Source organism: Flavobacterium sp. LM5 (assembly GCF_002017945.1).
In the GTDB taxonomy this organism is placed as follows: domain Bacteria; phylum Bacteroidota; class Bacteroidia; order Flavobacteriales; family Flavobacteriaceae; genus Flavobacterium; species Flavobacterium succinicans.
Genome location: NZ_MUFX01000003.1, coordinates 78,614 through 101,003 on the forward strand (window position 1 = coordinate 78,614; position 22,390 = coordinate 101,003).

Genomic DNA, 22,390 nt, shown 5'->3' on the forward strand with positions numbered 1-22,390 from the left:
TTATTTTAGAATTTTCTTAGAGAAAATACCATTTCCATCATTTATTTTAACCACATACACACCTTTTGGTAATCTTGAAAGATCAAGTTCAACTTCACTTCCTTTACTAAAATCAACATCTTTAACCAAAACTAGTTCTCCTGACATGGAATACAATTTTACTTCACCAAATCCTGAATTTACAGTAGTAATATTCAATAAATCTTTAGTGGAATTGAAATAAACTACTGTGTTATTTTCTAGTGGTGCCTTCAATTGTTTTACCTCTGCAACCTTATTAGCAGTCGATTCTGTTTGCGCCAATTGCCATTGTTGATTTAGTCCGCCTGAGTAAGTCCAAACCTGAATAGAGGCGCCATTTAGTGTTGAAACATTTTCTACATCTAATGCTTTTCCGCTATTCAAGTTTATTATTTTATAATAACCTCCACCAATAGCCGAAACGGTCCATTTCAATTCATTTGAATTTGTGAATGCTCTTTGTACAACTTTTACGCCATCAGCAGTGCTGTTATTCTCGGTAGCCAAATACAGTTGCGTCGATTTTACGATAATATAAAAATCACCACTACCATCAGGAACCAATTTCCAACGTTGATTATTTCCTCCTCCATTGGCAATGTCATATTGCTGAATTCTCGCCCCGCTTGTCGTGGCACTATCTGCAACATCTAATCCTTTGTTACTATTTCTTGAAATAATATTATAATATCCTGGAAAAGGAGTTGTAACAGAAATAGTACTTGTAGCTGTTTTTGCACCTTCAACTGTTGTTGCTGTAATTATTGCAGTACCAGTAGCTATTGCTGTCACTAATCCTGTTGCATTAACAGAAGCCACTGCTGTATTACTTGAGCTCCAAGTAACGTTTTTATTCGTTGCATTATTTGGCGCAATAGTCGGCACCAACTGTAAGGTTCCAGCAACTATAATCGATGAAGAAGTTGGATTGATGGCAATAGAGGAAACTGGAATCGATGCCATATTTTTGACTTCAATTTTATCAATATTAAATTCCCCACCAATAATTTCTAAGCGTAAAATTTTGTTATTCCCTCCTGAAAATGGAATATTAGAAACTGTAACCGGCTGATAAACATCCCACGAACCTGTATTGGGCACATTCAAAGTCGCCAATACAGCGCCATCTAACAGCACCCGTAATTGCTTACCAGTATATATAGACGCTAGAGTTGCTTCTATAGCATAAGTTCCTGCTGTTATATTAGAAGTGTATTCTGTCCACTCACCAGTGGCAGTCCATCCAGTAGCAAAACCACTAGTTCCGGCAATAGTAGTAATGTCAACACCTTCATTGGTTCGGTATGCGCCACCTTGATTTGTAGATTCGTTATCAAAATAGGCATTATTTTGACCTCCTTGATCATAATTCTCTGCCTGAATTACTCCTGGCAAAGTCGCTGGAATACCTCCATAAGGCAATTGCCCTTGAACTGTGACGGAACTAGTAGCTGTTTTGTTTCCACTAACTGTAGTAGCCGTTACTACTGCTGTACCCTGAGCAATTCCTGTAACCAAACCGTTTGAATTAACTGAAGCTATAGCACTATTACTAGAACTCCATATTACATTTTTATTACTTGCATTAGCAGGAGAAACTGTGGCTGTAAGCTGAGTACTTGCATTTATAAACAGACTTACATTCGTTGGACTCACACTTACACCAGTAACAGGTACTGCGTCCAATGGCATCCAATTAAAAGTTACTGCGGATGCTGCTGGAACTGTATAATTAAAAGCTGCTGATCCAGAAACAATTCTGATCGTATTTTCAGCCCCACCAGCATTGTACACCAAAAGTGAAAGTGAACCATCTGTATTTTTAAATCCTGCAGAAGTTATAGAACCATTGGTACTGCTGGTGGCCACTCTCAATGCTCCAGCCTTTACAAACTTCGATATTTGACCAATAATGTAATAAGCAACATTTTTAGTATAACTTGTACTATTGGTTATGGTTACAGCTCCTAAACAAGTAGTACATCCACCCGGCGTATGCGGGCCTAAATTTGTGTTATTAGCTAGATTCCATTCTAAAACAGTCTTTGACCAGTTATTCGTTGTACCAATAACCACATTTTGCATATGCCAACCAAAATCCCCACTAAAATCTCCACTAGGACCAGTATATTGTTCTGTAAAATAAACGTTTTTATTTGTTGCATCGTGAACTACAGACATTGCCAAAGCATCGCCTTCATACATATGAAAAGCAGCACCTTCAGCATAACTACTATTGTTTAACACATCAATAGGATAAACGGTATTATCACAATTATGATCAAAAGCTATAATTTTTACATAACCATAACCAGCGGCTGCCATTTGTGGGCCAAGCTGACTATTAATAAAATTCTTTTGTTCCGTTGAATTCATCAACATACTGGGTTCATTATTACCGTGTTCTGGTTCATTTTGAGGCGTAATTCCCCAAATAGCAATACCTTGGGCTTTCATAGCATCTAAATACTTTACAAAATATTTAGCATAAGCCGCATAATATTGTGTTTGCAGACTTCCACCGATCCATGAATTATTGGTCTTCATCCATCGAGGAGCCGTCCATGGAGTGGCTAATATTTTAATATTCGGATTGATTAACAGTATCTTTTTAATCATTGGAATCAAATAAGTCGCATCAGGACCATTCAAGCTAAAATTATTCATATTCACATCTCCTGAAGTTTCATTGTAACTATAAGAAGAGCTACTCAAATCCGAAGCACCAATACTAATACGAACAATATTCACGTTCAAACCCGTTGTTGGATTGTATAAATCATTGAGCAACTGGTTTTGTTGCGTTGCAGCCATAGCGCTAATCACTTCACAACTACCCTCTGTAAGGGTGTAACCAAAACCATCCATAGTTTGATAAGTCGTTGCAGGAGTAATAGTAACAGTCGAAGGATTACTTCCAGAAATAGAACCGAAACTAACATTCGCTTGCTGTTGCAACAACTTTGTCTGATTGCCAGTCGTCATCCAAGGCGTAACGACTTGAGCTTCTGCCTTTAAAAAAAAAGCAAACAGAATAATTACGAAGAGAATTAATGGCTCTCCAACATTTCTATTTTTTTTGTTTTTTTCATTCATAACATCTTGTTTTAATATTTCCTTTATTTAATAGTATTGCATCATTAGTAAATTAATTGCCTGTTAAAATTGTAAAGGTAATATTAGATCAATTTCAATAAAAAACAATCATTTTTAATCACTACAAAAACACATCAAACAAGCCAATACTAGAAACTACGGGATTTCATCTTGCGAACCACAACAGTATATCCAACATTAAATCTTATTTTTGCATTACTTTTTACACACAAAAAATTATGATTTCAAAAGATATACAAGACCTAAACGACATCAAAAAAATGGTCGATACGTTTTATAGCAATGTACGTCAAGACGAGGCAATCGGCCCCGTTTTCAACGAAAAAATAGGTGAACGTTGGCCAGAACATCTCGAAAAAATGTACCGCTTCTGGCAAACCATTCTGCTAGAAGTCCACACCTATTCGGGAAGTCCGTTTCCGCCACACAAACAATTACCGGTAGACAAAACGCATTTCGACCGCTGGATGGCGATTTTCACCACCACTATCGACGGTTTGTTTACAGGCCCATTAGCCGAAGAAGCTAAACTTAGAGCCAAAAATATGGCTGAAATGTTCAACTATAAGATTGAGTATTTTAGGAAGGCTGAGAAAGAATAAACCTTCTGTTTCTTTTTATTAAAGCTGTAACTTATTTAGTTACGGCTTTTTTTATGTTCGTTACTTTATTGTTATAAAAATACTTTAAAACTCAAGTAATTCATTGCTAACAACTCTTTTTAGTAAAAATAAAAACCGCTGAACACTAATTTTTACACACCACCGTGCTTCACTACTAAATTCTCAACAAAAACCTATAAAAAGCACCATTATTCCAATTTTTGGTAACATAAAATTTACCTAGTAACATTGTTTTAACTTTTTAATAAAATAAAAAATACTTTTTGATAATTCAAAAAATTTACCAATATTAAACTTATTTAGTTCTTTTGTAAAAAATATTTAATATTAGTAAACAATGAAAACAAAACTAAGCCAGCTACTATTTCTACTAGTACTGAATTTTACAGGATTGTGCTTTGCTCAAAAACAGAGTATAATAGGTACTATTTATGAGAATAAATTACCTATGCCCGGAGCAACTATTTCTATTTTAAATTCCAACAAAAAAACTACTTCTGATTTTGATGGCAATTTTAAATTGAATGTAATTGAAGAGGGAAAAATAGTTGTTTCTATCAGCAATTCTGGATTTAAAACTCAGGAATTAACTGTAACTATTAAGAATAATGAAATTTACAACTTAGGAGTAATCACTTTAGAACCAACAGAAAACGAACTAAAACTAAAAGAGGTTGTCGTGAATTCTGCACAAAAAAATAGTGAATTAAGAGCCTTGAATATGCAAAAAAGTTCTGTTAGCATTATGAATGTAATTGCTGCAGATGGTATTGGAAAACTACCAGACCGCAATGCTGCCGAAACTGTTCAAAGAGTTCAAGGGGTTTCTATTGAACGTGATCAAGGAGAGGGAAGATTTGTATCCGTGAGAGGATTACCTCCTTTTTGGGCATCAACAACAATAAACGGTAATAGAATTCCAACTGCTGAAGAAGAGACGACTTCTAGAGCAACTGCTTTTGATTTCTTTCCCTCAGAACTAATTGCTTATGTACAAGTAAACAAAGCTTTGACACCTGATATTGAGGCTGACGGTATTGGCGGTAGTGTAAACTTCATTACTCATACTGCGCCAATGAAACAGACCCTTAACGCTACCATTGGTAGTGGTTACAATGATAAATCTGGAAAAGGAGTGTATAATGCGGCATTGACTTTTGGTGGCCATACCAAAGACAAAAAATTTGGATATCTTTTGAATTTTACTCGATTTAACAGAAACTGGGCGACCGATAACTTCGAAGCGAGAAGAAATGGGGACGAAGGAGTCTTTAGAATGGAATTAAGAGATTATACTGGAGAACGTAAAACAACTGGAGCTAATGTCGCTTTAGATTACAACTTGAGCCCAAAAAGCAAGATTTATTTAAAATCAATGTACGGAACGCTTTCTGATTTTGAGACACATTACAAACAAAGAATTCGTTTTGACAGATTTAGCACCACAACAAATACTACTAGAGTTGAGTTGCAAAACATCAATAATACTTTGATTACAGAACTTAAATCTATCAACATTGGCGGAAAACACGAATTAAACAACGGTTCTATTGATTGGGATTTGGCTTCGTATGAAAATGAATTTAAATACGGTAATATTCCAGATGCTGAAAACAAATCCTATTTTGTTATAAAGTACAGACAAGATGGCGTAGGTATAAATCCTAGCTACATGACAAACAAAGGAGTAGGTCAACGTGCTTATTGGGCAGTTGATGGCGGAAAGTTAGACTATAAGAATCCAGATGCATTATTTGGCTTCTATAGTGATCCTAATTTCAAAACTGATGCTACTAAAATGAGATTTGGTGATTTAGAGTTCTACAAAGTAGCTATTACAGAAAGAGATAAAATCGTGGCTTCATTTAATCATGAAATCAAAGCCAATGACAAATTGACTTTAAAATATGGTCTTAAATTTAGAGATAAAGAACGTACTGCTAAATTCTCTGACATCTTTTATACTTGGAAATCCGGAACAGCTCCACTCCTTTCAGACTCTCAAGGTTTCATTATTGACCAACCTGGTAGAGCCGATTATTTAAAAGAATTAAACACTAGCATTTCTAGTACTTTGGGACCAGTACTTTCTACTAATGGAATGAAAGATTTCTGGAAGAAAAACCAAAACAATCTTGCTATTAGCCCAGCAGATTCTGAAGCATTAGAATATAATAAAGGGTTAGGAAGAAACTTTGATGTTAACGAAACGCACGCCGACGCTTATGGAATGGGGACTTATAAAATCTCAGAAAATCTTACTGCTTTAGGAGGTATTCGTTTTTCAAATACTGAAACAAAAGTAAATGGTTATAATGTAATTAACGGTGTATTGACACCTGTTGAAAATACAAAAAAATACTTAGCGGTATTACCAATGTTTCATTTAAAATACCAAGCTAATGACAATTTAAATGTAAGATTTGCAACGACAAGAACTTTTGCTAGACCTAATTTTGGTGATATTACCCCTGGTGGATCATATGTTGAAGCGGACAACGAATTTAAAGGTGGAAACCCAAATTTAAATCCAACGTATTCTTGGAATTTTGATTTAATGGGAGAGTATTATCTTTCTAATGCTGGTTTGATTAGTGGTGGGGTTTTCTACAAATCAATTAAAGATCCAATTTTTCAAGATTCTTACCAAGGAACCTATAACGGTAAGCCAGGTGTTGAATTTAGTACACCAAATAATGGAAACGAAGCTTGGATTGGTGGTTTAGAGTTAGGTATCATGAAACGTTTTGATTTCTTGCCAGGTTTCTTGCAGTATTTTGGTACGCAATTGAATGCCACATTCATGACCTCCGAGATGACAACAACTACAGGAAGAGAAGTGGGTTTACCTTATCAAGCGAAACAATTATACAATGCGCAATTGTTCTTTGAAAAAGGAGGATTCAACATTAGAGCAGCCTATAACTACAAAGGTAAATACGCTATCGCTTTTGCAGATCAAGACAAGAACGATATTTACTACGGAAAATATAGCACTTTGGACATAGGTCTTTCTTGTAAAATCACTAAAAACCTATTGTTTTTTGCTGACATCAACAACATCCTAAATAATCCTTTGATGTACCACTACGGAAACTCAGAAGATCGTCCAAAACAAGTTGAATTTTATGGTATAAAAACGGCTTTCGGTGTAAAATTTACACTATAAATCAAAAGTACCTCAACTTAAAGAATGAGAAATACTAAAACAAAAAATAATTGGTATGTACCAAAAGCGGCATTTGCTGCTTTTGGAGTATACTTTTGTATGTATGCCTTCCGAAAACCATTTACAATAGCAAGCTTCGAAGGCATAACATACTGGGGAGTGGACTATAAAGTGCTATTGATTATTGCACAAGTTATGGGCTATTTTCTATCAAAATTCATTGGCATCAAGATTGTATCTGAACTTAAAGAAAAAGATAGATTAAAGTTTTTATTTGGCTTCATTGCATTTGCATTTCTTACGCTTTTAGGATTTGCATTAACTCCAAGGCCGTATAACATTTTCTTTATGTTTTTGAATGGCTTACCCTTGGGAATGATTTGGGGCATTGTTTTTTCTTATATCGAAGGCCGAAAAGCAACAGAAATTTTAGGACTAATTCTATGTACTAGTTTTGTTGTTTCCTCAGGTTTTGTAAAATCGGTTGGAAAATTCACCATGAGTTATTTTGGAGTAACCGAATTTTGGATGCCTTTTTTAACGGGTTTATGGTTTATCATTCCGTTAGTCTTTTTTGGCTTGCTTTTGGATCGTTTGCCAAAACCTTCAAAAGAAGATATTGCATACAAAACGAAGCGAGTTCCCTTAAATCAAAAAGAAAGAAAAAAATTAATTCTTACCTTTTGGGTTCCCTTATTTTGCTTAACTATTTTATATATTAGTTTAACTATTCTAAGAGATTTTAGAGACAATTTCACCGGTGAAATCTGGGACGCCTTAGGCTTTAAAGATGCCGTTTCTTTGTATACCTATGCCGAAATACCAATAGCTTTTACGGTTCTTTTGGTATTAAGTTTTATGGTTACTATAAAAAACAACACAAAAGCGTTCTTGATTTATCACTACATTTTACTAACAGGTGTTTTGATTATTGGCTTGTCGACTATAGCATATAGCAGCCATCTTTTATCCCCAATGCCTTGGATGATTATTACTGGTATTGGAATGTATTTATGCTACATACCTTTTAACGGTTTGTTTTTTGATCGTATGATTGCCACTTTCAAAATAAAAGGTAATGTGGGATTCTTAATCTATTTTGTGGATTCCTTCGGTTACTTGGGTAGCATTTTAATATTGCTATTTAAAAATTTTGGATATAAAAAAATATCATGGTTACACTTCTATATTCAATTGAATTATGTAATTGCCATTATTGGTTTTTTTACGATTATAATGGCGGCAGTACTTTTTCAAAGAAAGATTAATAAAATGAATTCGGCTGCAACATCCATAGAAGAAGAAACAACTTTTCAACTTCCAGAACTGAACTAAAACACATTCATCACGATGCAAAACAAATATGATTTACTTGTAGTTGGCGGAGGAATTCTAGGACTGTTCCATGCCTATCATGCATTGCAAAAAAAACTAAAAGTGGCTATTATTGAAAAAAATAGTTTACCAAGTGGAGCCTCTGTTCGAAATTTTGGACAGGTAATCCCATCTGCAATGAATTTAAAATGGCAAAATTTTGGTAGAGAAAGTGTTTCAATCTACAAAAAGCTACAAGACCAAACCGACTTAACCATTCGACAAAACGGCTCCGTATATTTAGCCTCAAATGAAGAAGAAGTACAATTGATTGAAGAATTGAGCCAAATAAACAAAGACCAAAATTACGATTCTATTTTATTGACAAAAAAAGAATGCTTACAGCGTTTTGACGGATTAAAATCCGACTATTGCAAAGCGGGTTTGTTCTTTCCCGAAGAGATAACAGTTGATTCTGGAGAGCTGATTAGACGTTTTCAAAGACTCTTAATCGAAAAATTTGGCTTAACCTTTTTTTACAACACCACCATTACATCAACTAGCGAGAGTTCTTTAGGTTGTGAAGCAATTGCGGCCAATGGCCAAAAATTTATAGCATCTAAAATTATAATTTGTGGCGGAAGTGAATTCAAAACACTTCATCCTAATATCTATGAAAATAGCGATTTGGTTGCGACAAAACTTCAGATGTTACAAACTAAACCGCAAGGCATATATGCTCTCCCAAGTAATATACTAACAGGCTTAACCATTCGTCGCTATGAAGCATTTGAAGAATGCCCATCGTATGCTAGTATAAAAGCAAAAGAAGTTTCGAGTAGCTTCGATAAAAAATTTGGGATCCATATTCTTTTCAAACAATCCTTAGACGGTTCAATCATTATTGGAGATTCTCATGAATATGCTGATGCAAAAGACATCGACGTTTTAGGCTACGATCTAAATATGGAAATTGATGCTTTTATGATTAATGAAGCTAAAAAAATAATCGACCTACCTACCTTCGAAATACAAAAAAGATGGTTTGGTATCTATTCACAATGCAAAACTCAGGATATTTTTGAACACAATCCTAGTCCAAATATTCATATTATCACCGGAATTGGTGGCAAAGGCATGACAGGAAGTGCCGGATTTTCTAGACAAAAAATAAATTTAATATTCAATAAAAATTAGACAAATGAAAAACATAAAACTTGCAGTATTAGACATGGCAGGAACCACTGTAGATGAAGACAATGTGGTGTATAAAACACTTAGAAATTCAGTAGTAAAATACGGCATTGAAGTGGATTTAGAAACGGTATTGAAATATGGAGCAGGAAAAGAAAAATTAAAAGCAATAACAGATGTCTTAGAATTTTTAAATCAACCTACAGATAAAGCTACAACAATCTTTGAGGATTTTTCTATAGCCTTAAAAAATGCTTATGAAGAATTAGAGGTTAAACCCATCGTTGGAGTTACTGAATTTCTGGATGAATTGAGAGCGAAGAACATTATAGTTGTATTAAATACAGGTTATAATTCTAAAACCGCAAACCAATTATTGGAAAAATTAGGTTGGAAAAAAGGAGTTCAATATGACGCCTTGATTACTGCTGATGATGTTGTGAATGGAAGACCTAGCCCTGAAATGATTCTAAAAGCTATGGAGCTTTTTGATATTAAAGACAGTAAATCGGTTTTAAAAGCTGGTGACTCTGCAATAGATATAGAAGAAGGAAAGAATGCCAATTGTGGAATTACTATTGGAGTATTGTCGGGAGCACAAACTAAGGAGGAACTAGAAGAAGCAAATCCTGATTACATTTTTGATAATATCACGCAAATTAGTTCGTTGTTTGTTTGTTAGCTCTAATTTGTGATTTAATCCCAGTCTTAATTGGCTGGGATTAAAATTTTTTGTTTTTTAAAATAGTAGTGATGAATAATTATACCGTACCCTATCTACAAGCACCTGATTCTAATTCTATTCTTATTTCGTGGATTACCAATGACGAAAATACTCCTCAAGTAGACTACGGATTTGAAAAAGATGATTTATCGAATACTGCTTGTGGAACGAGCAAAATTATGGAGAAAGATCATATTGTGCATCACGTTAAACTAAATGATTTACTTCCTGATACGCGTTACTTTTACAGAACCAAATCAGGTACTACATATTCAGAAATATATAGTTTTAAAACACAAGTTGACCCTTCAAAATTCCTTCAAAAATTACGTTTCATTGTAATTGGTGATCACCAACGCTTTGATGATGCATATCCAAATCTTGTTGCAAATGCTGTGACTAAAGCATTAGAAATATGGAACGGAAATACAATTGAGGAAACAGTTCATTTTGTAATGAATTTAGGCGATCAAGTACACAATGGAGGCGAACTTTCACATTATAGAATACATCATTTTCATAAATCAAGTGAATTATCTACAAAAGTTCCTTTCGTTACCGTTTTAGGAAATCATGAGTATTATGGAGATTCCGAAGCCAAAAATTATTTTGCGCATTTTGATTATAGCCATTTAAAATACAATAATATTCAGGCTGCAAAAGCTATTAATGGCACAGAATATTACGCTTTTAAAATCGCAAAAGCATTGTTTATTCATTTAAACAGTAATTCGAATAGTGAGAATCAAACACAATTTGCAAGTAAGATAATTCATGAAGCTGATAGTGATAAAAACATTGAATGGATTTTTGCTGCGGCTCATCACCCTCCAAAAGCAGAACAATTAAAAAAAGATGGAAACGATTACATCAACAATGAAATCCTTCCAATTCTACAATCCTCTGCTAAAACTTGCGTTTATTTTGCTGGACATGCGCATCTTTATGCAAGGGGAGCCAGTAGAAATAATAGAATACATGAAATCATTAATGGCGGTGCCTCTTGGGATCAATATTGGACGGATGCTCCTGAGGCAGTTACGCTTTATGAAGATGTTCAAAAAACAATAGAAGCCCATATCTTTCAATTGGTCGAATTGGATTTCGAAACACAACAATTAAAAGTGAATACCTACTCAACTGGGAATGCGCAACTAAACAAACCTTTGTATTTACTAGATAGCTTTTATAAAAAACAGAAGGAAAATCGTCCCAACACTCCATTCATTAAATCATTTGACCATAAAATCAAACTCCCTTTTACTTTTGAGAGTTCTGAATATATTGGTTATGAACCGTTTAATAGCAGTGAATTTCAAATACTAAAAGCTGTTGAAAAAGAAGACGTCATCGTCCTTTCAAAGAAAAGAGATTACGAGAAATGGTTTGGAAGTTCAGGTTTTCCTGATTACACTCCAATAAATATTTATGAATCTACTTCAATTTTTGCATTGACTGTAAATGATAATGAACTAAAAACTGGACTTTACAAAATTAGAGTTAGATATCGGGACCAAAACTTGTCTTGGTCAGAATGGTCAGAAACAGTAACTTTTACAATAGAATAACTTTTCTATTCTTTCTCTGAATAAAAATAAAGAACTAACATTGAACACTTTGCATTAGAATTATTTACTGGTACATGTGGAATTTTACCATTAAAATATAATGAATCGCCTTCTTTCAATAAGACCTCTTCATTATCTATAATATACAAAACTTCGCCAGTTAAAACATATTTGAATTCCCAAGCATCTGTAATTACTTTGTCACGTTTACATCCGGGTTCCAATGTAAGAAGTACAGCTTCAAATCCTAAGGCATGCATACTTTTACTAAATACATGCAAATAACTAAATCCTGTTGCCTCTATTTCCTTTTCTAGGATTTGTTGCTCTTCCTTTGGTACATGAATAAATTTAGCATTTGATTTTTGTTCGACACCTTCAAAAAAGTAACTGGCATCAATTTCTAAAGATTGAATCAAATCTAATAGAACAGGCAATGAAGGTATTGTTCTTCCATTTTCAATTCTAGAAATTAACCCATTACTAACATTAGCTCTATTAGCCAATTCTTGTATTGTTAATTCATTTTTTTTTCGAAAATCTTTAATTCTTTTACCTATACCTATCAGAAAATCATTCATTTTTATTATAGTATTTAAAAACAACTTTATCGCTGTTATCCATTAAAAACAGAAAAATCTATCAAAACTTAACTTAGAATGTAAATGTAATTTTAAAAATGCTAATCGCAATAGCATACCTTTAAAAATAGCAACATACAAAACACATTTAATAAAAAATGACAAACCATAAGTTTGCCATTTTTAAAACATAATCTAAACAAATTGCATTATTATTCTAAACAAACCATAAATTACTAATTCAAATAATTAATCTTATAATTCTTAAGTATCATAATCAATAGTTCAATATCATTCGCATTAATATCTCCAATATTACCAATTCTAAAAACATTCAAATTGCTTAATTTCCCTGGATAAATGACAAAACCATATAATTTTAAATAATCATACAAAGATTTAAAAGTAAACGAGGTGCTATCTGGAAACAAAAATGTAGTAATAATAGGAGATTGAATATCGATAGCAATACAACAGTTGAAACCAATACTTTGCATCCCTTCAACCAAAACCTTTTGATTTTTTACATATCTAGCATATCGGCTTGCAATCCCTCCTTCTTGGATTAATTCTAATATAGCTTGATAAAAGGCACGAACAACATGTGTAGGTGACGTAAACCTCCACTTTCCAGGATCATTTTCCATATTTACCCATTGATCATAAAGATCCAACGATAACGAAGTGCTATTCCCTTTGCATTTCTTAATGCTTTCGATAACCGAAATAATAAATGAAAATCCAGGAACCCCTTGCAAACATTTATTGGAACTACTTATAATAAAATCTATTTCCAAAGCATCAATGTCTATGGGTATACCACCCAAACTACTCATTGCATCAACAATAAGAACTTTTTGGTGTTGCTTCACCACTTTACAAAGCTCCTCTAAAGGGTTTAAAATTCCTGTCGTAGTCTCACAGTGTACAAAGGCAACGTGAGTAATTTGCTTATTTTCGGACAAATAATTATCTAAAACTTCACTGTTAATTATTGAAGTTTCATCAAAAGCCAACGCAGTAACATTTTTTTTGGCAATTGTGGCTATTTCATGTATTCTTTCTCCGTAAGCCCCATTTTTAAGTACAAGTAAATGATCATTTTCACCAACACTTGAGATTATAGTACTTTCAACTCCATAAGTACCACTACCTTGTAGCAACGTTACCGTATGTTTTTTATTAGATAAATTGTTTATTTCTAATAATTTTGAACGAATATCCTCAACCAATGTTTTGTATTCATCATCCCAAGTACACCAATCCTTAAGCATGGATTTTTTTACGGAATCAGTCGTAGTTAAAGGTCCTGGTGTTAATAATTTATAGTGCATATTGTAATAGTTTTTTTTTGTAAAAATAGAATTTAAAAATATTAAAATTATATAAATAGTAAATATTAACCATAATTTAATATACAATTTTTACTATTTGTAAACATACTACAAGAGAAACAAAATAGGATACCAACATAAAATTAGCAACAATTCAATATGAGCAAACAAATGAGGCGGATAAAACGGTTTAAAAAGCAACTTTTTCTACCAAATACCATCCAACTAGTGTATAAATCTATGTTCGAAAAATTGTTTTAAAATCAGGAGCGACACAAAAGGCATTGTCAGCTATCATAGGTTCCCGCCATCCGCTCTAATCTTTGGTACCGAACCCCGGCACCAAAGGATTTCCACTACTGTCGGGGCTAAAGGACTTTCATTGGGCTATTTTGAAAAAGAAAACAATTGTTAAAATCCCACAAAAACACTTGGTTTACTAAAAATACCCAATAAAAACCTGCAAATAATCATTCGAAATTGTATTTTTACAAAAAACTATACCGTTTTCGCTATGAATGCAAAAATAGAAAGCAATCCCCTAATCGAGCGATTGCCGAAACATTTGAAACAATTTATCAAACCTCAAAACTACGAAGACTACACACCCATCAACCAAGCCGTTTGGCGCTATGTGATGCGCAAAAACGTAGACTACCTATCCAAAGTTGCTCACAGTTCGTACCTAGAAGGTTTACAAAAAACAGGTATCGAAATCGACTCCATTCCGAGTATGTACGGTATGAATCGCATATTGTCCGAAATTGGATGGGCAGCGGTTGCCGTAGACGGTTTTATTCCACCCAACGCTTTTATGGAATTCCAAGCCTATAATGTGCTGGTGATTGCCTCAGATATTCGTCAATTAGAACACATCGAATACACTCCAGCTCCAGATATCATTCACGAAGGCGCGGGACACGCTCCTATTATTGCCAATCCAGAATATGCGGAATACTTGCGACGTTTTGGCGAAATTGGTTGCAAAGCCATTTCTTCGCATAAAGATTACGAAATGTATGAAGCCATTCGTTTACTTTCGATTTTAAAAGAAGCCGAGGGAACGCCACAAAGCGAAATTGAAGCTGCTGAAAAGGCAGTAGAAGATTTACAAAACAATATGGGTGAACTTTCTGAAATGGCTCAAATCCGAAACTTGCATTGGTGGACCGTGGAGTACGGTTTAATTGGCACACTTGAAAACCCAAAAATATACGGCGCTGGTTTGCTTTCCTCAATTGGAGAAAGCGCTTGGTGTATGACCGATAACGTCAAAAAAATACCGTACACTTTTAGCGCAGCGCAACAAAGTTTTGACATCACCAAAGTGCAACCTCAACTCTATGTAACTCCTGATTTCGCTTATTTGAGCTTAATCCTAGAAGAATTTGCCAATACGATGGCTTTGAGAACGGGCGGTTTATCTGGCATCAAAAAACTCATCGATTCTAAAGCTTTGGGAACTGTAGAATTGAGTACTGGTTTACAAATCTCGGGTGTTTTTACCAACGTGATTGAATATGAAGGCAAACCCATTTACCTACAAACCACCGGAAAAACAGCCTTGGCGAACCGAGAAAAAGAATTAGTAGGACACGGAACTGCTGCTCACCAAGAAGGTTTTGGTAGCCCTATCGGGAAACTCAAAGGCATCAACCTCGCTATTGAAGATATGAGTCCACGTGACTTAAAAGCATACGACATTTACGAAGGAGAAACCGCCACTTTGGAGTTCGAAGGCAACATCAAAGTAGTAGGCGAAATCATAACTGGGAAACGAAATCTACATGGTGAAATCATCTTGATTTCTTTCAAAAACTGTACGGTTACGCACGGTGAAACGGTACTTTTCCGTCCAGAATGGGGTACTTACGATATGGCGGTGGGTAAAAAATTAGTTTCTGCTTTTTCTGGCCCTGCAGATGTGAATAGTTTTGATTTGATAGCTCACGTACCGAGTAGCAAAACCATCAAAGCTTCAACCTCAGAAGAAAGAGATGCCTTAGAAGTATTGTATCATACCGTTCGTAATATCCGTGAGACCAAAGACACAACAACATCATTGGCTCCAATTTTTGATAAATTAAAAGAAGAACATTCAAATGACTGGTTGCTTAGTGTTGAATTGGCAGAACTTTCAAAAGCAAGAAACGAAACGCAATTACTTTCGGACGTTCTTGCACATTTAGAAAATCTTAAAAAGCAACGCCCTGAAGTAGCCAAATTAATTTCGAATGGTTTGGAATTGATTTTTGAAAAAGAGGAAACAGCACATTAAACATACGACACAAAATTTACAGACACAGATTACATAAATGACCACAGATTTTTTTGTATGATTTTTTTTTAAAATCTGTGTCAATTTGTGAAATCTGTGAAATCTGTGTCAAACATTTTATAATTTCAAATCCTGTTTTAGCTGGCTTTCGGTTTCGATGACTTCACCATTGTATTGTAGTTTCCAGCCCAAAGAATTGGTTAATATGAGCATTTTGGAGATTTCGCTTACCAAACGATTTTTAGCATTGGTTTTCAACGTCGATTTGTCTACTTTTTTAGCCAAATTAGCTCGTACGGTTTTGTTGATTTTGTTGTAATCAGCACCTGTAAATTCATTGAGTTTGCTTTGCTCCACATCATAATATTGGATGTCAGGATAAATCGAAATCTCTTCTTTTGGAATGGAAAGAATCGTTATGGTTTTGTTCTTTTCATCGATATCGTATTTCATTTGATGCAAATCATAAGCCACTGTTACTTTGGCATTCACCACAACAATTGCCTTTTTCTCGAAAGAAACCATGTCCATTAAAAACTTTGCTGAATTCTTAAACGTGATGACTTCCGAAAAATGGCCTTCGGTCACCACCAATTTCCCAACATTTAGGATTTGTTGCTGAATGAGATTCGTATTGTAATCGAACTCGTCTTCTTTTTCTTTTTTAAAATCGCAGTATTTAAACAATAACAAGCCAATGACTACTACTCCAACTCCAATTAAAATGCGTTTCAACATAACTAAAATTTCATAAATGAATACTGTGCCTCTAATGTAGCTATTTTTTCTTTCAGGTTCGCCTCAAACTTCTGATGGCTTTCAGAATTAGGATTAAATGGTCGATGCGCCAAGCCTTTTTGTATGGTTTGTACCAATTCCATTGTAGCTATTGCATTGGCATCAATTTGAGTCGCCGTAAATCGTTCCCAGATGTAATCAATCGCTAATTGACTAGGATGTATCATATCGTCTGCATAAAACCGATAATCCCTAAGCTCGTCCATCATGATTTCGTATGAAGGAAAGTAATCAGTGTTCAGTTCTAAGTGTTCAGTTTTAAGATTATCGTGAATTGCAGCTATCAAATGCGCTTTACTCACTTGATTTTCGACAAAACCGTCTTTGAGATGGCGAACGGGTGAAACAGTAAAAATGAAATTGCATTTTGGATTTAGGGTTGCAATCAAAGAGATTGTATTTTGAATCGATTTTTGGATTTTATCAATCGACAATAATTCTTTGGTAAATTGCTTTTGTGGCACTTTATGACAATTCGCTACAATTGCATTGGTTTCGATATGGCGATACACCCACGAAGTACCATAGGTTATGATAAAATGGGTAGCTTCTTGCAACTGCTTTTTGGTTTCCGAAAGAAGTTGATTCAAATTATTCAATAGCGCTTCTGGATCATCGGTACTACAATCTGAATGCACTTCGTAGGAATGCCAACGTTCGTTATGATAAAAGATGTCTTCTTTTGAGAAAGTTTTTTGCAGAACTACTCTTTCAATCATTTTTTCGATGGAAACAGAATTAAAGATAATTCCAAAAGGATTCACCAGCGTATTAAACTTAAAATATTGAAATTTATTTCCAATATTTTCAGCAAAACAAGACCCCATAAGAACCATTTTCGATTGATAATCAATAGGGAAATTACTTTTTGAAATTGATATTGGAGTAGATAGTAGCAAGGCGATAGGTTTTGAGACCAAATTTAAAGTAGTTTTTACAATTAAACTAGTATTTTTACTAAGCTTAACTTTTAAAAATCATGATCAAAAAAGAATATATCGAACCTAATGAAGGATTTTCTCAGACAGTTATTGTAACAACAGGCCATTACAAAACCATATATATTTCTGGACAAATAGGGATAGGAAATACGCTCGAAGAACAAACCAAAAACACCTTTAAAAATATAGAAAAACAATTACAACTGGGAAATGCCTCTTTTAAAGATGTGGTAAAAATGACTACTTATATCGTCAACTTCAATCCTGAAACAGATTTACCCATTTATAGAAAAATTAGAAAAGATTTTCTTAAAACCGAACAATACCCAGCAAGTACTTTGGTAGGGATTGAGAAATTAGGAAAAAGAGAATGGTTGATAGAAATTGAAGCCATTGCCGTAATTAACGCTTTATAAACAAAAAACCCTTTTAGCATATTACTAAAAGGGTTCCTTTTTCTTTATATTTCCAAAAACTACTCCACAAAATCAATAGCTTTAGCTAAAGCCTCTGGAATTCCAGCGGCATTTTTACCTCCAGCTGTAGCAAAGAAAGGTTGTCCTCCTCCACCTCCTTGGATGTATTTTCCTAATTCACGAACTACTTGTCCGGCGTTTAAATTTTTATCGACTACTAAACCTTTGGATACATAACAAGTCAACATCGGTTTATCTTCATTAACTGTTGCCAAAACAATAAAAATATTGTCTCCCAAATTCCCTAATTCATACACTAAATCTTTAGCGCCTTCTGCATTCAAATCTACTTGTTGCGCTAAGAATTTCACTCCGTTGATTTCTTGAAAAGCAGCTGCTAATTCGCCTTTTAAGTTCTTAGCTTTATCTTTTAACAAAACTTCTATTTGTTTCTTCAGCTGAGCATTCTCATCTTGTAAACCTTGTATCGCTTTGATTGGATCATTTGGATTTTTCAAAACCTCCTTAACTTCTCTATAAGTCATCAATTGAGATTCAAAAAATTCTTTGGCAGCCACACTTGTAATAGCTTCTATTCTTCGAATTCCAGCCGCAACAGCTCCTTCTGAAACAATTTTGAAATGCCAAATCTCTGACGTGTTATCCACATGAGTTCCCCCACAAAGTTCAACAGAGTCTCCAAACTTAATCATACGAACCAAGTCACCATATTTTTCTCCAAATAACGCAATTGCACCTTCTTCAAGTGCTTGTTCTTTGGCGATACCCCTTTTTTCAATCAAAGGTAAACTTTGACGGATTCTGGCATTAACAAAGTTCTCTACTTCTTTCAACTCTTCCTCACTTACTTTAGAAAAATGAGAGAAATCAAAACGCAGAGAAGCAGAACGCACCATAGATCCCTTTTGTTCAATATGGGTTCCCAAAACTTTACGCAAAGCCTGATGCAACAAGTGAGTTGCCGTATGATTTGAGGAAGTTCTTGCTCTTTGTTTTTTATCTACAATCGCTTGAAAAGTATCCGTAAGATTTTCTGGCAATGATTTTGCCAAATGCACGGTTTGATTGTTTTCTTTTTTGGTATCGATTATGTAAGTGATGTTTCCATTGCTAGCTTCAAGATATCCTTTATCGCCAGTTTGTCCTCCACTTTCTCCATAAAAAGGAGTAGAATTAAAAACTAATTGAAAGATTTCTCCTTCTTTTACACTCTCTACTCTACGGTATTTTGTGATTTTTACTTGGTGTTGCAAACGATCATAGCCTACAAACTCCTGAATATCATCTTCTACAATTACATTCCAATCCCCTGCAGTAACTTTTGAAGCCGCACGAGAACGTTCTTTTTGCAATTGCAATTGTTCTTCAAAAACTTTTTCGTCTAGTTGCAGTCCTTTTTCAGATAAAATCAAAGCTGTTAAATCGATTGGAAAACCATACGTATCATACAATTCAAAAGCTTTTTTACCATCAATCACCTTGCTTTGATTGTTAGCAATTACTGCGTCCAACAAAACCAGACCTTGATCTAGTGTGCGCAAGAAAGAACTCTCTTCTTCGCGAATCACGTTAGAACAAAGGGCTTTTTGAGAACGAATTTCAGGGAAAGAAGCACTCATTTGTGCACTTAAAGTATCTACTAATTTATAGATAAAAGGCTCTTTGGTATTTAAGAAAGTAAAGCCGTAGCGAATAGCACGACGTAAAATTCTACGAATAACATATCCTGCACCTGTGTTGGATGGCAATTGCCCGTCGGCGATTGCAAAAGCAACAGCACGAACGTGATCTGCAATAACACGAATCGCAATATTTATTTTTTCTTCTTCTTCATTGGACGCTTTGATGGTATATGTTGTACCAGTAATTGTCTCGATTTCTCTGATGATTGGGGTAAACACATCCGTATCATAATTCGATTGCACTCCTTGTAAAACCATACAAAGACGTTCAAATCCCATACCTGTATCTACGTGTTGTGCTGGTAATTTCTCAAGAGAACCATCTGCTTTACGGTTGAATTCCATAAATACATTGTTCCAAATCTCCACCACTTGAGGATGATCGTTGTTTACCAAATCTTTACCTGGAACTAACGCTTTTTCTTCAGCAGAACGAATATCAACGTGAATTTCGGAACAAGGACCACAAGGACCTTGGTCTCCCATTTCCCAGAAATTATCTTTTTTATTTCCTAATAAAATACGTTCTTCAGCGATTAAAGTTTTCCAAATATCATAGGCTTCTTGGTCGAAAGGAACATTTTCTTCAACGCTTCCTTCAAAAACAGTTACATATAATATGTCTTTGTCTATTTTATAGACTTCTGTCAGTAATTCCCAAGCCCAATGAATGGCTTCTTTTTTGAAATAATCTCCAAAAGACCAATTGCCTAACATCTCAAACATAGTATGGTGGTAGGTATCAATTCCTACTTCCTCCAAATCATTATGTTTACCTGAAACACGCAAACACTTTTGAGTATCTGCAATACGTTGACTTTTTGGTGTACCTAAGCCTAAAAAATACTCTTTGAATTGCGCCATTCCAGAATTGTTAAACATTAGCGTCGGATCGTCTTTTAAAACGATGGGCGCCGATGGAACAATAAGATGGCCTTTGCTTTCAAAAAAATCTAAAAATTGCTTACGTACGTCTTGTGATTTCATAATGTTAATTGAGATATTACTCTTGAGTTGTTGCTATAGTAAAAAACAGATTCCCTTGTCTTTTAGGAGCCTACATTTCTGTGCTTTTTAAACTATCTTAAATATTGTAAAAATAAAGTCGAACATTTGAAACATTTCTTAAATTTGTTCGACTAACTCATTTACAGCTTGCAAAAATAGGGTATTTTAAAATATGGCCAAAGTAAAATATTATTACGATTCAGAAAAATTAGCATATCGAAAAATAACTCCAAAAAAAAGGAAAAAATTCGGTTTTGCTCTTTTGTTTCTAGTTGCTTCGGCTCTTTTTGGTTTTCTTTCATTTGTAGCATTACTCAACGTTCCTTATTTCAAAACACCAAATGACCGCATTCAAGCACGTGAAATAGAGCACTTAAAAATCAACTATGCCATTTTGAGCAAGAAAATTGAACAATTACAAGATGTAGCTACACAAATTGCCGAAAGAGACAACAACCTGTACAGAACCTATTTCAATACCGCACCGATTGAAGATAGCGAACGTACCGCTGGTTTTAAAGATCAAAATAGATATGCGAGCCTTCAGGGATTTAACAACTCGCAATTAGTGGTATCGACCACCCAAAAAATCGATGTTTTAAGTAAACAATTGGCCATTCAATCTAAATCCTTAGATGCGATTTTAAAATTAGCTGAAGCAAAACAAGAGTTTCTTTCGTCGATTCCAGCCATACAACCCGTAAGAAACGAGAACTTAAAACATGTCGCTTCAGGTTTTGGATACCGAACTGATCCTTTTACCAAAGCACGCAAAATGCACAACGGAATGGATTTTACCGCCAAAACAGGCACACCAATCTTTGCCAGTGGCGACGGAGTGGTTGCAAGAGCTGACAATGGCGCGTCCGGTTTTGGGAATCATATAGTGATTCGGCATGGTTATGGCTATGAAACTTTATATGCCCATTTAAGCAAATACAAATGCCGAGCAGGACAGCGTGTCAAAAGAGGTGACATTATTGGGTATGTTGGGAGCACGGGACGTTCAGAAGCACCACATTTACACTATGAAGTACATAAAAATGGCAAAGTAGTGAATCCGTTGAATTTTTATTACGGTTCAATTTCTGCAGTAGAATATGTTGCCATTTCTAATGCTGCCAACCAAGAAAATCAATCGCTGGATTAATGCTTTTAAAAAAGTGTTCCGTTTAAAAGTAATCAGCTACTATAATTTATAAAAAGAGAGTAAAAAATGCATATAGAATTAGCACCAGATAAAAGATATTACAGCATTGGAGAAGTAGCCAAAGCCTTTGGCGTTAATGCCTCTTTGATTCGATTCTGGGATAGTGAATTTGATATTTTAAAACCTAAAAAAAATGCCAAAGGGAACCGAATGTTTACTCCCGAAGATGTCAAAAATTTACAATTAATCTATCATTTGGTCAAAGAAAGAGGGTTTACGTTAGAAGGTGCTAAAACCCATTTAAAAGAAGGACAAAAGAAAACATTAGACAAATTTGAAATTATTCGAAAATTAGAAGCCATAAAAACACAGTTAACCAACATCAAAAATGAGCTTTAAACCCTGAAAGAAAACTTAAATTAAAATTAAACACTAAATAATAAACCTTAAA

General features: G+C 34.6%; 16 protein-coding genes. 10 read left to right on the forward strand and 6 right to left on the reverse strand.

All coding sequences use genetic code 11. From position 1 onward, the window contains the following. Nucleotides 1-3,117: an Ig-like domain-containing protein gene (locus tag BXU11_RS18100; RefSeq protein ID WP_223253727.1), complete on the reverse strand. Its 3,117-nt coding sequence runs from the start codon at nucleotides 3,115-3,117 to the stop codon at nucleotides 1-3. A 239-nt stretch (nucleotides 3,118-3,356) separates the two neighbouring features. Here BXU11_RS18100 and BXU11_RS11070 point away from each other — a divergent pair, with 239 nt between their 5' ends. The 6 genes from BXU11_RS11070 to BXU11_RS11095 all read left to right on the forward strand — a co-directional run bounded on the left by BXU11_RS11070 (nucleotide 3,357) and on the right by BXU11_RS11095 (nucleotide 11,730). Then, nucleotides 3,357-3,740, forward strand: coding sequence for a group III truncated hemoglobin (locus tag BXU11_RS11070; RefSeq protein WP_189318527.1), 384 nt, complete (start codon nucleotides 3,357-3,359; stop codon nucleotides 3,738-3,740). A 358-nt stretch (nucleotides 3,741-4,098) separates the two neighbouring features. Beyond that, nucleotides 4,099-6,930, forward strand: a complete 2,832-nt coding sequence (locus BXU11_RS11075) for a TonB-dependent receptor (protein ID WP_078212581.1) — start codon at nucleotides 4,099-4,101, stop codon at nucleotides 6,928-6,930. A gap of 24 nt (nucleotides 6,931-6,954) precedes the next feature. Next, nucleotides 6,955-8,265: a DUF5690 family protein gene (locus tag BXU11_RS11080; RefSeq protein WP_078212582.1), complete on the forward strand. Its 1,311-nt coding sequence runs from the start codon at nucleotides 6,955-6,957 to the stop codon at nucleotides 8,263-8,265. Nucleotides 8,266-8,280: 15 nt separating this feature from the next. Next, a complete protein-coding gene (locus BXU11_RS11085; RefSeq protein WP_078212583.1) occupies nucleotides 8,281-9,441 on the forward strand; it encodes a TIGR03364 family FAD-dependent oxidoreductase in 1,161 nt (386 codons plus the stop codon). 4 nt (nucleotides 9,442-9,445) lie between these two features. Then, nucleotides 9,446-10,120 carry a phosphonatase-like hydrolase gene (locus BXU11_RS11090; protein WP_078212584.1) on the forward strand — a complete coding sequence of 225 codons (675 nt, stop codon included), beginning with the start codon at nucleotides 9,446-9,448 and terminating at the stop codon, nucleotides 10,118-10,120. A gap of 71 nt (nucleotides 10,121-10,191) precedes the next feature. Continuing rightward, entirely contained in the window at nucleotides 10,192-11,730 is a 1,539-nt protein-coding gene (locus BXU11_RS11095; RefSeq protein WP_078212585.1) for a fibronectin type III domain-containing protein, read from the forward strand. Between the two features lie 5 nt (nucleotides 11,731-11,735). On the opposite strand, the gene BXU11_RS11100 is transcribed toward BXU11_RS11095, so the two are convergent. Beyond that, nucleotides 11,736-12,311: a helix-turn-helix domain-containing protein gene (locus BXU11_RS11100; protein WP_078212586.1), complete on the reverse strand. Its 576-nt coding sequence runs from the start codon at nucleotides 12,309-12,311 to the stop codon at nucleotides 11,736-11,738. A gap of 236 nt (nucleotides 12,312-12,547) precedes the next feature. Further along, nucleotides 12,548-13,645 (reverse strand): 2-aminoethylphosphonate--pyruvate transaminase, encoded by a 1,098-nt coding sequence (gene phnW, locus BXU11_RS11105; protein ID WP_078212587.1) that lies wholly within the window; start codon nucleotides 13,643-13,645, stop codon nucleotides 12,548-12,550. A gap of 514 nt (nucleotides 13,646-14,159) precedes the next feature. Here phnW and BXU11_RS11110 point away from each other — a divergent pair. Then, a complete protein-coding gene (locus BXU11_RS11110) occupies nucleotides 14,160-15,923 on the forward strand; it encodes an aromatic amino acid hydroxylase (protein ID WP_078212588.1) in 1,764 nt (587 codons plus the stop codon). A 117-nt stretch (nucleotides 15,924-16,040) separates the two neighbouring features. Here the strand turns inward: BXU11_RS11110 and BXU11_RS11115 are convergent, their stop codons facing one another. Then, complete coding sequence (locus tag BXU11_RS11115) at nucleotides 16,041-16,661, reverse strand: DUF4230 domain-containing protein (protein ID WP_024982007.1); 621 nt, start codon at nucleotides 16,659-16,661, stop codon at nucleotides 16,041-16,043. Nucleotides 16,662-16,663: 2 nt separating this feature from the next. Beyond that, nucleotides 16,664-17,620: a GSCFA domain-containing protein gene (locus BXU11_RS11120; RefSeq protein WP_139363494.1), complete on the reverse strand. Its 957-nt coding sequence runs from the start codon at nucleotides 17,618-17,620 to the stop codon at nucleotides 16,664-16,666. Between the two features lie 80 nt (nucleotides 17,621-17,700). On the opposite strand from BXU11_RS11120, the gene BXU11_RS11125 reads away from it, so the two are divergent. Further along, a complete protein-coding gene (locus tag BXU11_RS11125) occupies nucleotides 17,701-18,078 on the forward strand; it encodes a RidA family protein (protein ID WP_078212589.1) in 378 nt (125 codons plus the stop codon). Between the two features lie 59 nt (nucleotides 18,079-18,137). On the opposite strand, the gene alaS is transcribed toward BXU11_RS11125, so the two are convergent. Beyond that, a complete protein-coding gene (gene alaS / locus BXU11_RS11130) occupies nucleotides 18,138-20,768 on the reverse strand; it encodes an alanine--tRNA ligase (protein ID WP_078212590.1) in 2,631 nt (876 codons plus the stop codon). A 193-nt stretch (nucleotides 20,769-20,961) separates the two neighbouring features. Between alaS and BXU11_RS11135 the strand changes: the two genes are divergently transcribed. Together BXU11_RS11135 and BXU11_RS11140 are read left to right on the forward strand one after the other, a co-directional pair. Further along, a complete protein-coding gene (locus BXU11_RS11135; RefSeq protein WP_078212591.1) occupies nucleotides 20,962-21,939 on the forward strand; it encodes a M23 family metallopeptidase in 978 nt (325 codons plus the stop codon). A 66-nt stretch (nucleotides 21,940-22,005) separates the two neighbouring features. Continuing rightward, a complete protein-coding gene (locus BXU11_RS11140; RefSeq protein WP_024982002.1) occupies nucleotides 22,006-22,338 on the forward strand; it encodes a MerR family transcriptional regulator in 333 nt (110 codons plus the stop codon). Nucleotides 22,339-22,390: the final 52 nt, after the last annotated feature.

What these genes read in the sequence shown, in the direction of transcription:
- BXU11_RS18100 (WP_223253727.1), bottom strand. Translation starts at nt 3,117, where the DNA reads ATGAATGAAAAAAACAAAAAAAATAGAAATGTTGGAGAGCCATTAATT.
- BXU11_RS11070 (WP_189318527.1), top strand. Translation starts at nt 3,357, where the DNA reads ATGATTTCAAAAGATATACAAGACCTAAACGACATCAAAAAAATGGTC.
- BXU11_RS11075 (WP_078212581.1), top strand. Translation starts at nt 4,099, where the DNA reads ATGAAAACAAAACTAAGCCAGCTACTATTTCTACTAGTACTGAATTTT.
- BXU11_RS11080 (WP_078212582.1), top strand. Translation starts at nt 6,955, where the DNA reads ATGAGAAATACTAAAACAAAAAATAATTGGTATGTACCAAAAGCGGCA.
- BXU11_RS11085 (WP_078212583.1), top strand. Translation starts at nt 8,281, where the DNA reads ATGCAAAACAAATATGATTTACTTGTAGTTGGCGGAGGAATTCTAGGA.
- BXU11_RS11090 (WP_078212584.1), top strand. Translation starts at nt 9,446, where the DNA reads ATGAAAAACATAAAACTTGCAGTATTAGACATGGCAGGAACCACTGTA.
- BXU11_RS11095 (WP_078212585.1), top strand. Translation starts at nt 10,192, where the DNA reads ATGAATAATTATACCGTACCCTATCTACAAGCACCTGATTCTAATTCT.
- BXU11_RS11100 (WP_078212586.1), bottom strand. Translation starts at nt 12,311, where the DNA reads ATGAATGATTTTCTGATAGGTATAGGTAAAAGAATTAAAGATTTTCGA.
- phnW (WP_078212587.1), bottom strand. Translation starts at nt 13,645, where the DNA reads ATGCACTATAAATTATTAACACCAGGACCTTTAACTACGACTGATTCC.
- BXU11_RS11110 (WP_078212588.1), top strand. Translation starts at nt 14,160, where the DNA reads ATGAATGCAAAAATAGAAAGCAATCCCCTAATCGAGCGATTGCCGAAA.
- BXU11_RS11115 (WP_024982007.1), bottom strand. Translation starts at nt 16,661, where the DNA reads ATGTTGAAACGCATTTTAATTGGAGTTGGAGTAGTAGTCATTGGCTTG.
- BXU11_RS11125 (WP_078212589.1), top strand. Translation starts at nt 17,701, where the DNA reads ATGATCAAAAAAGAATATATCGAACCTAATGAAGGATTTTCTCAGACA.
- alaS (WP_078212590.1), bottom strand. Translation starts at nt 20,768, where the DNA reads ATGAAATCACAAGACGTACGTAAGCAATTTTTAGATTTTTTTGAAAGC.
- BXU11_RS11135 (WP_078212591.1), top strand. Translation starts at nt 20,962, where the DNA reads ATGGCCAAAGTAAAATATTATTACGATTCAGAAAAATTAGCATATCGA.
- BXU11_RS11140 (WP_024982002.1), top strand. Translation starts at nt 22,006, where the DNA reads ATGCATATAGAATTAGCACCAGATAAAAGATATTACAGCATTGGAGAA.